The 14,988-nt window shown below is 55.2% G+C and carries 14 protein-coding genes, 1 other RNA gene and 1 pseudogene; 9 read left to right on the top strand and 7 right to left on the bottom strand.

Annotated elements, in window-relative coordinates:
• Positions 1 to 309 precede the first annotated feature (309 nt).
• Positions 310 to 594, bottom strand: a complete 285-nt coding sequence (locus ABJZ52_RS00080; protein WP_348187902.1) for a DUF1467 family protein — start codon at positions 592 to 594, stop codon at positions 310 to 312.
• 506 nt (positions 595 to 1,100) lie between these two features.
• Complete coding sequence (locus ABJZ52_RS00075) at positions 1,101 to 2,030, bottom strand: hypothetical protein (protein WP_348187899.1); 930 nt, start codon at positions 2,028 to 2,030, stop codon at positions 1,101 to 1,103.
• Positions 2,031 to 2,407: 377 nt separating this feature from the next.
• Here ABJZ52_RS00075 and ABJZ52_RS00070 point away from each other — a divergent pair.
• A pseudogene (locus ABJZ52_RS00070) lies at positions 2,408 to 3,468 on the top strand (IS256 family transposase).
• A gap of 38 nt (positions 3,469 to 3,506) precedes the next feature.
• Here ABJZ52_RS00070 and ssrA read toward each other — a convergent pair.
• The 4 genes from ssrA to ABJZ52_RS00050 all read right to left on the bottom strand — a co-directional run bounded on the left by ssrA (position 3,507) and on the right by ABJZ52_RS00050 (position 6,226).
• Positions 3,507 to 3,856, bottom strand: a transfer-messenger RNA (tmRNA) gene (gene ssrA / locus ABJZ52_RS00065).
• Between the two features lie 995 nt (positions 3,857 to 4,851).
• Entirely contained in the window at positions 4,852 to 5,136 is a 285-nt protein-coding gene (locus ABJZ52_RS00060) for an integrase core domain-containing protein (protein ID WP_348187896.1), read from the bottom strand.
• 93 nt (positions 5,137 to 5,229) lie between these two features.
• Positions 5,230 to 5,472 (bottom strand): hypothetical protein, encoded by a 243-nt coding sequence (locus tag ABJZ52_RS00055; RefSeq protein WP_348187894.1) that lies wholly within the window; start codon positions 5,470 to 5,472, stop codon positions 5,230 to 5,232.
• Between the two features lie 508 nt (positions 5,473 to 5,980).
• Positions 5,981 to 6,226, bottom strand: a complete 246-nt coding sequence (locus ABJZ52_RS00050) for a WGR domain-containing protein (protein WP_348187022.1) — start codon at positions 6,224 to 6,226, stop codon at positions 5,981 to 5,983.
• Positions 6,227 to 6,593: 367 nt separating this feature from the next.
• On the opposite strand from ABJZ52_RS00050, the gene ABJZ52_RS00045 reads away from it, so the two are divergent.
• Entirely contained in the window at positions 6,594 to 7,460 is an 867-nt protein-coding gene (locus ABJZ52_RS00045; RefSeq protein ID WP_348187891.1) for a delta-class carbonic anhydrase, read from the top strand.
• Positions 7,461 to 8,588: 1,128 nt separating this feature from the next.
• Here the strand turns inward: ABJZ52_RS00045 and ABJZ52_RS00040 are convergent.
• Positions 8,589 to 8,852 carry a hypothetical protein gene (locus ABJZ52_RS00040; RefSeq protein ID WP_348187888.1) on the bottom strand — a complete coding sequence of 88 codons (264 nt, stop codon included), beginning with the start codon at positions 8,850 to 8,852 and terminating at the stop codon, positions 8,589 to 8,591.
• A 722-nt stretch (positions 8,853 to 9,574) separates the two neighbouring features.
• On the opposite strand from ABJZ52_RS00040, the gene ABJZ52_RS00035 reads away from it, so the two are divergent.
• The 7 genes from ABJZ52_RS00035 to ABJZ52_RS00005 form a co-directional block, all read left to right on the top strand.
• Positions 9,575 to 10,141, top strand: coding sequence for a hypothetical protein (locus ABJZ52_RS00035; protein ID WP_348312404.1), 567 nt, complete (start codon positions 9,575 to 9,577; stop codon positions 10,139 to 10,141).
• A 39-nt stretch (positions 10,142 to 10,180) separates the two neighbouring features.
• A complete protein-coding gene (locus ABJZ52_RS00030; RefSeq protein ID WP_348187886.1) occupies positions 10,181 to 11,203 on the top strand; it encodes a hypothetical protein in 1,023 nt (340 codons plus the stop codon).
• A gap of 39 nt (positions 11,204 to 11,242) precedes the next feature.
• The gene (locus tag ABJZ52_RS00025) at positions 11,243 to 12,496 is read left to right on the top strand and encodes a hypothetical protein (protein ID WP_348187884.1); all 1,254 of its coding nucleotides are present in this window, start codon (positions 11,243 to 11,245) and stop codon (positions 12,494 to 12,496) included.
• A gap of 107 nt (positions 12,497 to 12,603) precedes the next feature.
• A complete protein-coding gene (locus tag ABJZ52_RS00020; protein ID WP_348187881.1) occupies positions 12,604 to 13,077 on the top strand; it encodes a hypothetical protein in 474 nt (157 codons plus the stop codon).
• Between the two features lie 30 nt (positions 13,078 to 13,107).
• Positions 13,108 to 13,587, top strand: coding sequence for a tetratricopeptide repeat protein (locus ABJZ52_RS00015; protein WP_348187879.1), 480 nt, complete (start codon positions 13,108 to 13,110; stop codon positions 13,585 to 13,587).
• Between the two features lie 523 nt (positions 13,588 to 14,110).
• On the top strand, positions 14,111 to 14,713 hold the full coding sequence (locus ABJZ52_RS00010) for a hypothetical protein (RefSeq protein WP_348187877.1): 603 nt from the start codon (positions 14,111 to 14,113) through the stop codon (positions 14,711 to 14,713).
• A gap of 168 nt (positions 14,714 to 14,881) precedes the next feature.
• Positions 14,882 to 14,988: transposase (locus ABJZ52_RS00005; RefSeq protein ID WP_348187904.1), on the top strand; the 107-nt coding region annotated here is incomplete at its 3' end.

The following is a 14,988-nucleotide window of genomic DNA, read 5'->3' as shown; positions in this document are numbered from 1 at the left end:
GCATCAATCAAACGCTTGCGCAAGTCAATCGATAGAGGTCGCGTCATGAAGGCTGGCCTCCTTGTCCAGCCCTCAGTTTGAAGCACAATTCGCCATAAAAGGGAATCCAACCCGATTCAGACTTCTTGGGAAATGCTCTAGATCACGCACCCTGGACAATCAGCGAACCGAGAGCCGGACTGACATCTCGGTTCCGGGAGAAGATGATTTCGCTCGCACGTCCGACGTTCGAGCGTATCTCATGATGCCAAAAGTCCGCGTATGGGAGCGTTGCACGCCTGCTCAGGATTTGAGCATTACGGCGCTGGATCAGCACTTTTCGCATCTCAGACTCGGAGGAGTAAGAAAAGGAATGTCGTCCAAGCTGAAATCTGACAGATGCAACCACGAATAGGCCCCAAACAAGATGCATGTTACCGCAGTCGTTAAAATGATGACCCGGCCCATCAAAGGTTGATCCGGTGCGCTTTCCGCAGATCCGGGGACCACATTCCCAGCCTCTTCTTGGCTCCGCTTTATGCCAAAGGGCAATACGCCAAATAGAACGACCCACCAAATCATGAAAAACAGGGCTATGCTGAGCGCGATCGACATTATCTACTTTTCCATTTGAAATTCGGTTTCAGGGCCCGGTTGATTTGCCGTAAACATCAATTGTTCGCGCCCTAGCACGGCCAAAAATTAAACAGTGGTAGCGTAAACGGAGCTGATCAGAGCTGTCAGGTCTGATTCAGTGCCCCATCGTTACTGACATGGACCGTCACCATATCGGTGGTGCAGTCGATTAGGCTGACGTCAACCTGGGTGTGTTTCATAGTCTTGCTGCATGCTCGCAACATTTCTCTGCTGATTGGAGGCGACACCATCATCTTCTGATATTTGATAGAACAGATACAAATGGTCGTCAGTACGACTAATCACACGGAGATTGCCAGTTGTGGGCCGCCCGGTTTTGCAATAGTTTTCTTTTTGTGATTCAGATCGTGTTGCTAGTTGTCATTAGTCTGGGCGCTCCGCTAGCCGTCCCTCTCAGCGCCGCATGGCAACGTTGAGAGGGCAAAGGGAAAGTACGCGCCCCGGCTCCCTATCAACTTACCGGGCTATATTATATCGTCTATGCCTTCCTCAGGGGCCGAAGCGCTCTGCGGTCGGGAGATCTGACAACCGTCTTCACTGTCGAAGCGGAAAACCTTGCTGTCTTTCCTCCATGCAAGTGTACATTCGCTTAGAATCTTGTCTACGTCGACAAGTTTGTTTCCGTCCGCTGCCTGAGAAACTTTTGTTGCAACGTCGTTCATAAGCCCGCGCATCTCGCTTTTCAGGCGGGTTACATCCGCGTGGGAATAGGAACCGGCGCGTTCACCGAACTCCTTCACCAGTCCGGCGAGCAACGCATTGACCTTGCCCTTAAAGACATAGTAGTCCCCGTCTCGTCCACAATAATCCCAATCAGCTTTATCGCGCCGAGCCTCTAGTGAGGCGCGCCTACCATCGGACATGGGCACGCGCAATTCACCGGATTCTTGCTCCAAAACGTTTAGCTTCGCGTTAAAGAAGTTGAAGACGTTATCAGCATTGTTATCGGCGGCACGCTCGATTTTGGGGTATGCGCGTGGCCTTAAAGAATGAAAAGCAGGGCTGAATGCCTTGCCCTGCGCAAGGCGTCGCTCCAACAATCCCAGCCTGATGTAGGGGCTTCTCCAGATTAACGTGACCTTCCGCCACCCAGACGCAACAAAGCCGAACACGGGCTTTTTGTTTCGCGCGGCCAACGTCCGATGTAGCGTAGGTGCGGTGCCGCCCCGATGTTGGCGCACGTACTTAGGATAAAGCCGATCTCGCGCACCCTTACCGAAATAGACGACTTTTCGCCCCAGGAAATTTGCGCCGTCTGCCAGCTTTCTCAAAGGTGATGAAAGCGAGGCTCGCTCTGTTTTCACACGGGCCGACCGTTTGCTATCAAAACTGTCGTCAACTAAGTGCTGAGGTTTCTGACGAATATTTTGGATTGTTATGCCTGTCTCTGTCAAAATGCACTCCTTGAATCAACTTGATGTTACTTCACTGCCAAGCTGTTTCTCAACATCTCCAGAAGATAGATAGCTCAGCATGAGCGCAGGAACTGTATCATTCGGCACTCCCTTTTCATTCACCGTGTTGCTCAAAGGGATTCCCATCTACGCCACGCGGACACTAACTTGAACCGCCGTGAATTTGCCGGAGAGTAAAGCTCTCACAGGATACCCTTGAGCTATGAGTGGGTCTGGTGTTCAGGTGGTTTGAGCGGCGGCGGTGCATCTGGTTGGAATGGTGTTGCCAAACCTCCAGCCAACCTTTTCGAAGCCGTACCACCATGGACGACGCTACCATCATCGACTTCTCTGGTTGAGACACCGTCAAGGCCCCGCTGACCGATTTTTTGCTGAAGGGCGCACGGGAGCTTCCGCAAGCGGTTTTTTAAGCTGAGAGAAGTGCCTTTTTGGCCGAGTTTGCGGACAGGCGCACAACCGATGGCCGCGCTGGGGTTGTCGGCAGCGGGCATCACCCGGAACGCGCCGTTCAGACGGGGATTGGGCCGGTGTTTGTCAAAGTGCCGAAAGTTCGGGCGAAAGACGGCAAGGCTGTGGCGTTCCACTCAGCACTTGTGCCGCCTTATGTGCGAAAGACCAATTGGGCGCGGAATATGAGGATTGGCGCAGGGCGGATCTGAACCGCGATGACTGACGCTACACCCGAGTCGGTGGCATCTAAAGCGGCCCGCGCGGCGCCGATGACCGGCTCTGTATGCTGGTCGTAATCGGCATCAACGCACGCGGACAGAAGCATTTGCTGGCCATTGAAGATGGCGTTCGCGAAAGCACACAGAGCTGGCGTGAGGCCCTGCGGTCTTTGACAGGCCGCGGTCTTGCCTCCCCGAAACTGGTCACCAGTGACTGGGCCATGGGGTTCTGGGTCGGACTTGAGGAGATCTTCCCGACTACACCCCAACAGCGCTGTTGGATGCATAACACGGTCAACGTGCTGAATTATCTGCCCAAGCAGACCCAGCCAGAGGCAAAGAAGATGCTGCATGAAATTGGGCAAGTAGAAACGTGCGAGAATGCCCGCGCAGCATTCGATCTGTTCATTGAGACATACGAGGCGAAATACCCCAAGGCAAAACAATGCCTGGTCAAGGATCACCACGAATTGCTGACTTTCTACGACGTCCCGGCCGACCATTGGCAGAGCATCCGCACATCAAACCCGATAGAAAGCGCCTTCGCCACAATCTGGCGCCGGACAAATCGCACCAAGGACAGCCTGTCGCACAAAACGGTAAGGTTCATGGTTTTCTAGCGGGTCATGGCCGCTACAAGATAATGGCGGCAGCTGAACGGCGAATGTCAGTTGCCGATTGTCGTCAAAGGCATCAAATTCGTCGACGGCGTAGCCGTCAAGACCGCGCCAGAGCGACGTGCAGCCTAATCTGACATGTCCCCAATTCCAAATATTGCGCGTGAAAAGGTGGCCGGGTTCTGTTGCCAAGCCCCGGCCGGGCTCCGTTTAAGCTACTTTCATTTCAGTAGCCGGCGCGTTGTCGTTATCAAAAACGACTGCTTTGGTGTTTGCATTTACAAACATTGAACCGATAACGGTGGTGTCTTGCCGGAGCGCGTCTTAGCATCTTGTCTGCCTGTCGATCCTGTTTCAGCCCCAGAAAGAATGCACCTTTCAACGTGCACTTATGGTGGAGCTGCCGGGTACCGCCCCCGGGTCCAGATCAGCAATCAGCCTTGCCGAATTACGCTCATGGAAGAAGCAGGACACACCTGCGCCTTCCGTGAACGCAGAAAATCAGGCAGTTTCAGAGCTTGCCCAGGCCCAGGGAACGAGAGCCGCTGGAGGCAGCGGCCTACGCACCTCCACCACTTCCACTTAGTGGAAGACCATTTGCACTTAGATAATTGCAATGGGTCGCGCGTTGCTGTGTCGTTTGATACAGCTGGGGCCGTTTTTTTGCATGACAGAGAGTTCGGGTGGAGCCTAGGCTGGTTGTGTGACGGAGGCTGGGCTGTTGCGCTGGTATGCCGGTGGCCTCTGTTCCACCTCCCCTCCCCTCCCCGGTCGGGTTCAAAAGAGTTCCGGAGGTCGGGGGGGGGGGGTCCTCTCGCACCGTGGTGTCGACCGCCGCTAGGGCAATCCAACAATGCATGTTGCCCTTTTCGAGGACCGGCGCCGCTTGTAAGTTGCAGCGCGTTCGGGTTTGCTTGACACGCCCCACCAAGAAAGCGGCGTTGAACCATCGGATGCAGTCAATCTGATGCCACGGTTTTCAGCACCAGGTCCCGGTCTGAAGAGGGGCAGTTTGTGGCTTTGACGGCGGCATATCCCCGCCGACCGATTTCAGGGCTGCGACAACCTGCTCGCGCCTCAGGTTAACATCCTTCAGGCGGTCATCGGGATAGCTCAGCAATTCGAGATAGACTTGGCGCTTGCAATGATTTCCAAAAAGATTTTTAAGGTGCTGAAATCCTGGGATCATAGACAGGCGAAAGGCCTTGGCAGGGACCGCCGGGCGGTGCCGGGATGAGATGGATTGATCGGTCATCGATCTGTTTCCTTTCGGTGGACGTGAAATCTGAGACGCATCACGCCTTTGGACAGTTCCTAGGTCGGGTTTGGTTTCCATTGGCGCCGCATCCGCTTCCTGCGAGCGCCGCTTGTCCTAATGTGGTGGGCGCGAAGCGCTACGGCTGTGCCGACAGTCACATGGAAGTAACTCCGCAACTACATGGCAGGCGTAGAGCTTGCACCAGCACGGATTTGGATCGTATTTAATGAAGTGCGTGATCTAGGTGTGGTTTCTGATCAGGTTGTTCCGTTTAGGACCTGAAGTGGCGTTTTGCCTTTGATGCCCATGTGTGGCCGCTTTGCATTGTACCAGTCAAGCCATCTTGGCAGGTCGGCTTCGCGTGTCAGGGACGATTTGAACGAAATGGCGTAGGCCCATTTCCGAGACATTGTCTGGATGAAGCGCTCGGCCTGGCCGTTGGTTCTGGGTGCGTATGGCCGGGTTCTGATGTGTCGGATGGCAAGTCGGTCGAGCGTTCTTCGGAACAGTTTGGCAGTGTAACCGGGGCCATTGTCGGTCATCACCCGCTCTACCTTGACGCCCCGCGCCTTGAACCAACGCACCGCCCGGATCAGGAAGCCGGTTGTCGACAGGCGGGTTTCGTTGGGCGAAACCTAGACATAGGCAAGGCGGGCCAACCATCCGGCAACCGTCGAGCGGGCAAGGTCCAGCTTCTCGCCGATCTCGGCCCCGGTCATCCGATAGTCCCGGCGCAAACGCCTGATCGCACTGATCTGAAGCGCCATGGTCTTGTTGGCGACGGTGCGCGGCCTGGAAGACCTGTTCTCAAGCCCCGCGGCCCCAAGCGCCCCAAGCGCCCTGTAGCGCCCTGTAGCGCCCTGTAGCGCCTCAGCCATTCCCGGGTTCGCCGCTCGCTCAGGCCAAACTCTGCCGCCACCGTCTTGAGCGGACGTCCTTCTTCAACGATCCGGCGGATCATCTCCCCTCGACCCAGAGGCGTTGATGGGGAACAGTTCGGGCATTCTTGTGTGGGTTGTTCATCCTTGAAACCTTTCGGTGAGTGCTTGGGCGCAAACACCTTCAGGCTTTCAATCCGGATGAACAACCTCCGCAGAACGCACATCTAACGGGGAAAATCGGAGCCCCTTGAGACTTGTGACAGTCGGCACAGGTGTCGGGGCCGATTGCCGACTAGGTTGCTTTCACCGGCAAGAGATTGGCCGGCAAACAGAGTAACAGAAGGCAATTGTTGGAAGTCACAAAAATAACTTTCAGAAAGTCTTTGCGATCGACGCCGTTGAGACCTCCTCCCTCTAGGCGGTGTCGATTGCCCATAGGCCGGTAGTGCAAATCAGCACTGCCGGCCATTTTTTTGCCCGCGTCCGGTCAGGCGGATGAGAGGCATCAGGCGGCATAGCCACGGCGAGTTTTTCGTATGACGAGGTCGCGCATGGCGTCGAGGGCGCAGCCCGGGGAGGCAAAAACGTCCCGGCGCAGGCGGCCAGTGTGGCCTATTCTGCCCCATTCCCTGCTGAGCTCCCACTCGCCGAAAAGGTTCCGCTGAACGGACATGCGGTAATAGCGCCGCTTGTTGCGGCTCGGGTCGATACACCGCATATGCACGGTGGTCGGGAACAGGTTGAGTTGCATTGGCGTTGCCGCATCTTTCATCCGGTTGCAGTGATTTTATCACCCAGCCGGATCATACAGAATGGTTGCGTCACGTTTTGCACAGCTTCAACTCAAATGCCTTTGGTCTTGCACTCCCCGTAGGTTGACGGGTGATTGCCTGAACCGCGACAGGACAGGAAGGTTGAAAGAACGGGACACCTCGAATCGGCCCTATTGGACGCTTCTGTCGCAGGCAGACAAAATCTTGTTTGAGGATCACAATGAAACACAAGACATTGACGCTCAGAGGCGAAGGCGACATTTGTCCTGAAGCGCGAGCACTCGCTGTCGCCATGCGCGAAAGTACCCTGCCTCAGCGCTATTATGGTTAAGGAAAGGTTAAGACATGAAACGGATGTTCTCGACTCTTGTTTTCTGGTTCTCGCTGGCGGGTTTACTACACGGGACATTGATCGCGACGGCGAAGAGCCGTGCCACTGTTTCCGACGAAGTCATCAAGCTGCAGCGCGCTGCGCTGGCGGCGGCGACGGAAGGACAAGAGTTTGGCCCTCAGTCACCGCGTGATATCGACCGACACGCGGGTCGGAACCGGCGAGTTTTCGGCGCTGCCCCGAATGCCGCCGACATGACGCTCTGCGATATTCATTTTCATAAGAATGCCGAACACAAAGGCGGTGAGTTCACCAAGTTTGCCGGGAACGGCGACGGCGGTGGCTATGGGACCGGCTTCACCTACGATGGCCGCCTGAGCGCGTTAGAGCTGGCAAAGGATGACGTCAGGTTAGATGCCGTCGAGAAAGCAGGTTTGGTCCCTGGCGATACTATTGAGATTCATTTTGTCTACTCCAGTGCCCGGGCAACGCTTGGCAACGGCCTCGGGACTTGTCTGAGCAAGACGATTGCCAATCCTCAGCTTCGTGTGGAGGCTGTTGTTGCGGTTCTGGTAGGCGGTCCAGGGGGCGCTGAGTTCGGTGAAATGGCTCTTATCCAACGGCGGGGTAGATTAAACCAGACGCCAAATCTGCCAGTGGATCTGGGAACGCCTGTTGTGTATGCGGGATCGACCACTGGCCCATCGTTCAATGAAATCGGCTCTCCCTATCAGGTTACGTGGAGTGTGCGCCCGCGCGTCGTAAAGGTGAGCATCGCGTCGCTTGATCGATGGTTGTCGGACAACCCTTTTGATGAAACACGTGCACATGGCGTGCGTAACCTAGTAGTTAATCCGGACCTTCTGTCTCCCATAAAGTGATGATGTTTAAACGTGACTGCCCGCGTTCGTCAACGAGTGCAGGTAGTCACGGCTCCGGTTTGTTATTGCCCTCGATCTGCTCAGATTGGGCTGTTTCGTCAAGTTGGAAATATAGCAACTGCTATATTTCCAACTTGACTATCCTCGTTTAGTCCAGAAGCCTCATGCTTCTCCCTGAAGGTGCTGAACCAGGATAAAGAAATATGGGGCGTTCACATCTGGGCTCTTTGAACTTGTATGATCGCTGCGTATCCGGCTCGGGATTTGGGGTTGAGCGATGGCGCTTGGCGGTTGTCATAAATTATTAGCTTTATGCCGTACGTGAAGAGGTGTTCTTTGCGTTGAAATTGGGTGGCGCCAAGGCCGCCGCAAGGTCGCTTCGGTTTGCTAGGGGGTGCGGCTCTTCCCTAGGCGGTTTACGCGTCAGTTTAGGTTAAGCCTTAATCGTACCCAGGCTCTGTCGCTCGAAGCGGGTTTGTTTGAGCAGGCGTCAGTCGCTGTGAGGTTTGCGCCAGCGGCGTCCCTTCACTAACCCAGGTGGCGTCCTTAATATAGCAATTGCTATAACCTTTGGTAGCGCAGCTAAGCAGAAGGTTTGCGGAGCGTGCGGTTGCGCCATGCCGCCCTCCGAAGCGTTGCACTATGAGTTCCGGCAGGCGCGCTTTCAGGGTGGAGGGCGTTGTCCTCCAGTGCGGCTTGTAGCTTCTGGCGCGCTCATGGGGTGCTCGGGTTAGTTTCACCAGTATCGGGATTGTGATCCGACTGCTTCTGGTATCAGAGGTTCTAACACTAAAAATTGTGTGCTCCGCGGCGCTAACGCAAGGCTCTGGTGGATGGCGCACTGGCTTGCCTAAATGTATCGGGTTTCTGATCAGTCAGCCGTTTGGTTTTCGCATCCCTTGTAATGAGTTGTGCGGCAAGGTTCTAGTTTATGCCGTTGCATCTCGGCTTGAAGATAGACCGAACCGCGACGTGTCCGGATTGCCCAGGCAATCCTCGTCAACTTATTGGCTAGGGCGACAACGGCATTGTTGCGATGAGTGCGGGCTTCCTGCGCGTTCGATACGCGGCCCAGGGCCTGGCTTTTGCGGCTCAGATGCAGGAAATAGGATAGAGCGCCGCGCATTATCAGACGCCGCGCATATTCATTTCCGTGTCTGCTGATCCCAAGAACGGTCTGCCCTCCCCGATCGAATGCTCCGCCAGGGCGAGCTCGAGCCCGGGAATGGTCGCCAGCCTACGGATCGTCACGTCTGCGTTGTGTGTCAAGCCGATAAGGGATCCGGGAGCCATGTCGAAAAACGAATGGAATGTATCGCACCCGAACTTGGAACGCTGGATCACGACACCATCACGATCGACTGCAGCGAGGTGGGGCTCACTTTCTACCAATGTCGATTCCGTTGGCATTCGCTTCGGATAATGGTTTGCTCCGTATCCTTTCTCTCCTTTTGCTGCCAATGCCACAAAAGCTTACTCCGGGGCGTGGGGCGGACCATTCCATTTGTGGTGCCGAACTCTCTGGCTATACGCGATACGCTCTACCCAGAGATATGAGTTGCGTCGCGGACCACAAGCCACTCCCGCGGAAAGCCAAGCGGTTCTTTAACGCAACCGGTTTCGATGATGGTGAATTTGTCCCGGAAATGGCGCGTCCTCATTTGATCGAGTTCAAGCGATAAAACTTGCTGACCAAGTGCTATTTAGAACATTCAATGCCGTCCTAAACTGGCCTGAAAAGAGCTTTGCAGTGACCTAATTGGGAGGGGGAAGGGGGGAGGGGTTAACCAGAAAGTAGTTAAACGTGCGTCGGATAGACACCGGCAATGGCCGAGTCAGTTCATGGTTAACAGGGCGTTTCGGAAGCGATGGTCTAGCAGACAATCGTAGCAATAGCCCGGAAAACGCCCGGATTTGCGGGATCGACGACACTGCAAACATAAAGCGAATTGCTTCTTGCGGTGACGCGCCGAGCGGGGCGCAGAGAATCTTGGAACTCCAAAAAAGCATCCAGAACTTTTTCCGGCCCTGCCTGTGCTATTCAGCACACGTCAACTCACCGGCGGCGTGCGAATGTAGCTTTCCACCACCGTAGCTACAAAAAGGTCAGCAACGTGTCGATTCTGGATTTCGAATGGTCAGCGGCCACTAAGGTCGGGAACTCAATTTCCCAGTTGCTGCCCGTCCTTGATAACACGTTCGAGACGCTCAAGGAGCAGGGGGTTCTCGACGAGGCGACGCATTCAGCGCTTCGATCGGGTGTTCTTCCCAAACTTGCTTTGAAAATTTCCGATGCTGAGTTGGAGCGCCGCCTCAGAGAGGGGTACGATTTTCTCTGCGCGGGAGATGTCGGCAAGGCGGCGGTGAGTTTCGAACGGCTTTGCCGGCTGGATCCGATTGAGGGGCGGTACATTTATGCTCTCTCGACGACCTTCCAGATCCGTGAGCAGTTCGACGTTGCCGCCAAACTTTATGTCATGTCGATGGCTTTGGGCATGGATGGGCCCGAGCCATACGTCCGTCTTGGCGAATGCATGATGGCCTCGGGCGAATTCGTCGACGCGAAAGTCGCGCTTGACCATGCGATCGAGCTTGCCGGGAATAGCCCCGTAAACGCTGTCGCGAGGCGTCGTGCAAGGGAACTGCGCACGATCGTTTCGCCCAAGGCGCTGGCAAGCTAAGCCAGTTAACAACTTCTCGAGGATGAGGAAGGGAAAACTATGGAAGAACTGATCAAGAAGACTGAGCAAGCAGCGGGGCTCGCAATCGGCGCCGGGTTGGACGTTGCCAGAGGCGATTATGTGGGGGCTGCCAAGCGTGTTGCAATCGGCGTCGGCTCCGGACTTGCGTCTGACGTGCCTTCTGCCACGACCGCGCAAACTTCCGCGGGTCAGGCGAACTACCTTGCCATTCTCGGTTCCTTCTCGGGCCTGTTCGACAAAAAGGCCGATGCGGTCGAGGAGCGTGGTCAGGCTGTGATTTCCAAAAGCCTGGACGACTTCGCAAACAATATGGTCATAAGCGCGAACAACCTCGTCGCGAAGTCCCGAAGCGTTCTGGCGGAGAAAGTCGAGAAGCTGGAAACCGCGATCAAGAAAACCGAGGAAATGGTCCGGGAGCAGAAAAAAGCGAATTTCTGGTCTAAAATCGGGGCTGCCTTTAGCGCGATTGGCGCAGTCTTGTCGATTGCGCTGGGTGCGGTTCTGTGTGCGACAGCCGTTGGCGCTCCGCTTGGCGCCCTGGCGATGGCCGGCGGGGCGTTGGTGTTGTCGGGTATTCTCGGTGCGATCATGACCGCGGATTCCATCACGGCCTTGTGCAGCGAAGACGGCAAGGGTTTTCTGTCCGAAAAGGCGCAATACATCATGATGAGCGTCATGCTGGCCTGTGCGGTTGTGTCCGTTGGCGGAATGTTACACGCAGGTTCCTCTGCGCTTGCTGAATCCGCGAAGCTGGTGATGGTCTTAGGGATGGCGACCGCAGCAAACCAGGCGGTCGGCGCAGTTACGTCCATTGTTTCAAGTGCTGCCACCATCAAAGCTGCGAACAGGCAGGCGGATGCGGGGCGTCTGAATTCGGACGCAACGTTCCTTCAGGCGCTCACGGAGCAGCTCAAGGAATACACTGACATCTTTATCAAGAAGTACTCCGAGGAAAGTCGGAGAATGAACGGACTGGTCGGTGAAAACCTGAAATCCCTCAACGACAATGCAAGAACCTACTCCAAAATGCTCTACGCATAAGTTCGGTTTCCTGCAAGTTCTGAAAGGTCAATAGTTATAATGGCTACACAAGTAATCAACGAAAGCACGTATACTGAACATCTCGCCGCGAACCAGACAGGCTCTGTGCCGCGCTCTTACGATACGCTTGCCGCGACCGCATCCTCTGCCATGGGTGTTGCAAGGGCAAAGTCGGCCTCGCTTCCGATGGAAGCCGCACTCCAATCGAAATTGATTTCCCATTTGCCGGATGCTCTGGCAGTGGAAGCTTCTGACGAAATGCTCGTTCGTCTCGAGAAGTACCGAAAGAACGGAAGCTATGCGTCGGAACGCACGAGTGCGACGGGCTCGACCGCTGTTTTTTCAGGGTCGGTTGCCGAATTCGACGCAGCGCGGCGTGCCTCGGCAGCGCTGGTGGAAAGCAACGCACTGGACTGGAAGTCTGCACGCGACCAGCAGGTCGCCGACCATAATCTGACCGAGGGTCTGATGCTTCGCAAGTCGGTCAAGGAGCGTGATTCCGCTGAAAAAGAGAGGAAATCGACGCTCATCCGCTCGTCTCTGCAGATTGTCGGTGCCGGCGTAACCATTATTGCGGCCGGTGTTGCCTTGAAATGGTCAATGTCTAGTCCGTCTAATTCAAAAACCAGTTCGGAGTTGCTTAGTCCCGGCGCCAGGACCGGTGCAACCAACCCGACGGGACCCGCGGGAACGCCGAGCACGCCTGCGGCATCGCCGCCGTCGAATTCCAGCGCCGGCCTGACTCGGCCGGGGGCAAGGGCAGACGCCAACGTCACGACGCAAACATCGGCAACGACGCAGCCGAACGACGCTTTCGTGCCGGCTCCTGTAAGCAAAAACGCGTCTGTGCCGCAGCCTGTCGCCAAGACCGCCGAGGCTCCCGCCAGCACCGCCTCTCAAGCGAAAGCCCCAGGTGGTGACGGCGATCCTGGAACGGTCGACGCTACGGCCAAAAACAACTTTTCGGACAAAATGAATCCCGATACAGCGCGTTCGTTTGAACGTAGTGCTAAGCTGGCGCTCATGGGGCCGACGATCGGTGCTGTTTCCCAGCTCATGAATGCTCTGGGAGAGCTTTTGTCCATGAACGACCGCGAGGGGTCCAGACTCGCGACGGCCGATGCGACCGAATTGGGTGCCCTTGCCGAAAAAATTCGCGGCGAAGGCGAATTCGAGCGCTCACACGCCCAGGCACGAATCCAGAACGGTTTCGATCCGCTGGCAAAAGCGATCGAAGCGCTCAACCAGGTCAAAGTCGACAGGTTGCGCGCGATCGCCAACCCGTCGGCCTGACGAAGGTGCTGTCCTCCCGCAACCCTGTCAGAGTTGCGGGAGGGCTGGCCGCTGGTGGGCGGCCGCCGGTTTTTTTGTCCGGCTTCGCTGGAAGGACTAGCGTTAAGATGGTTCCTGCGTTCGATGAGGTTGTTTACGACCTCTGTCATCATCTTGAAATCGAGCCACCCGCGCTTGCGGCAGGCGGTTTTTTCGCGATTTTAGTCGGTTCGGAGCAGGTCTTGCTGAAAGACGGTCCAGGGGGGCGTGTGATCGAGCTTGAGGCGGAAGTCGGATTCTTGACACGCTCGACGGCCTTGGAAGTTGCGGAAATCGAGGGACTGCTGAAGGCCAATCTTGCTCAAAGCTTGCAACGCGACGTGCTGGTTTGCCTTGACATGGCAGAGGGCAGGGCGGCGCAGCGAGTGCTGATAAAGGGCTTCCATCGCTATGATGAGACTGACATATCGCGCTTGGCGCATCTGGTTTCCGAGGTGGCGTCAAGCGCGGAGGCGTTCAAAGGTCTTCTGCATGGAGCGGGGCATGGAGGTGAGGCCGAATTAACGCAGGATTACCCGGGCGCGCTGATTTTCCAGCCCTAGAGCCTCTATAACTCAGAAATAGGCAGAGCCATGTCAAACAATGAAGCTGGCAGCCATACAATGCTGTCGCAGGTAGCCCAGATTGCTGGAAACCTGGGCGTGGGCACCGCAAACCAATTTCCTGAAGATATCGAGTTCGTCTTGGGCGTGGCAAACACCAGAGCCCGAGCTGGCAAACTGTCGGATGCAATTTGCCTCTACCTGCTTGGGGCAGAGATTGATCCGCTCGACTATCGTGTCCATCAGGGCTTGACCAACTGCCTGCTGATGCTCCGACTTTTCGAACAGGCGATCCCTTTCGCAAGCCTGATGATTGGTCTGGAGCCGGGCAACCCGCTTGGGTACTATTTCTCGGGCCTCGCCCGATTTTCAGCGGGAGATCACACAGAAGCGACTGAGGATTTCAATACAGTCCTCAGCCTGAAAGACAAGGTCGAAGACAAAGCGATACTTTCGAAATCTGAGGTGCTTCTGTCTCGATTGCGCAGCGCAGGCTCTGATCCGGCATGATGTCCGATTGTCTTCGGTTCTGGCAGTATACGCCGATGTAATCCTGGACACCGATAGCTCATAAGGGGCGCAAGTTCCCGCTCCGCTTGTCGCTGATTGAACTTTAAGAAGCAATGGGATCGAAAGCTCTCCTCACGGCGCTCATGCGGTCACAATTGGTACAGCATAGAGGCCGAAGATCTTCGCTTATACGCAAGAGCTATCGTCGTTGTTGCGGCGTGTGCCGTCAATGTTATGCGGGAATACAAGAAGAGCGTGGTTGCCTGGTTGGGCGTCGAGCTGATGACTTGCGACGCGGAGGCTGGCCTTTGTATTTAATCACCAAGACGAGAGAGCTGAAGCAGTGAGTATAATAAGTCCTCCATCAGTATTAATTGGCAATGCCGGGTCATATGTGTTCTCTGTGTGCGGTCTCGTCAGCGATAAGTTTTCTGATTTTCGCGAGGGCGTGTGGGATGCTCCTTCGAGAATAAAAACGGCCTACATGGATTGGGAAGATAGGACCTTTTACGGGAAGGACCTCGTGGAATTCAAGTCCCGTCTTAGACAGGCGGCGCCGGAAACGAGGCGGGTAAGGATTAGATATGTCAAAAATTCTCGCTATTCGGTTGAAAATGGTCGAGACAAGAAGCAATTCTATTCAGACAAAACTTATATAAACGACGCCCTAAGGGCCGCGAAAAAAGAATCAAGAGAATTTCAGGCCGACCTGATCGCGCAAAAAAAGAGACAACTTCGCTTGCAGAAGAGAATTGATTCTCTGCGAAATAGTGAATCTCCGAATTTGCTTAAATATAGGGAAAAGCTGAAATTTCTTCGAGAAGATATAGAGACGGCTGCTGTCTGTCATCAGATTTGGGGAGGCGAAATAACAAGAATCAAAAACGCATTTGAGCCTGCGATTGGGGCGGCGTTTGAAGCGTTCGGCGCACAAGGGTTTCCTGAAAATGACGCGCCGACGAGAAAAGAAGACATGGATGCCATGTTGGATGGAAAGGGCGAAAACGCCGGGATCAAGAAGAATATCGATGTGTTAGAGAAAGCTATAGGTTCATTTTCTGTCCTCTCCACGCCCTCTACTGAATCGCGGCGAGATGCCTCGAATGTAGTGATTGTTCCGGGCTGAGTGCTTTGTGTCGAAGAGTGTTGCGGTTTGTGACCTGCCACTGAACTTTGATCCAGCTGCGAGTTGAGCCTGATTGGTGTTTCCGCCATTCGGAGCGGGTTGAGCAATCGCCCGTCGCGCGGTGCTGTCAGATCTGCCGTTGCCCCCCTGGAGATAATCCGGTTTGCAATAGACTCTGGCCCATCGAAGAAGCGCAACAGGTTCAGCGAAGAACAGATTATCGGCATCTTCAAGGAACATGAGGTGGGTGTCCCGGTCGCCGATTTGTGCCGCAA

It is taken from the genome of Roseibium sp., from assembly GCF_039982295.1.
Taxonomy (GTDB): domain Bacteria; phylum Pseudomonadota; class Alphaproteobacteria; order Rhizobiales; family Stappiaceae; genus Roseibium.
The sequence above is the reverse complement of the archived record's forward strand: the minus strand, read 5'-3'. Positions and strand labels throughout refer to the sequence as shown.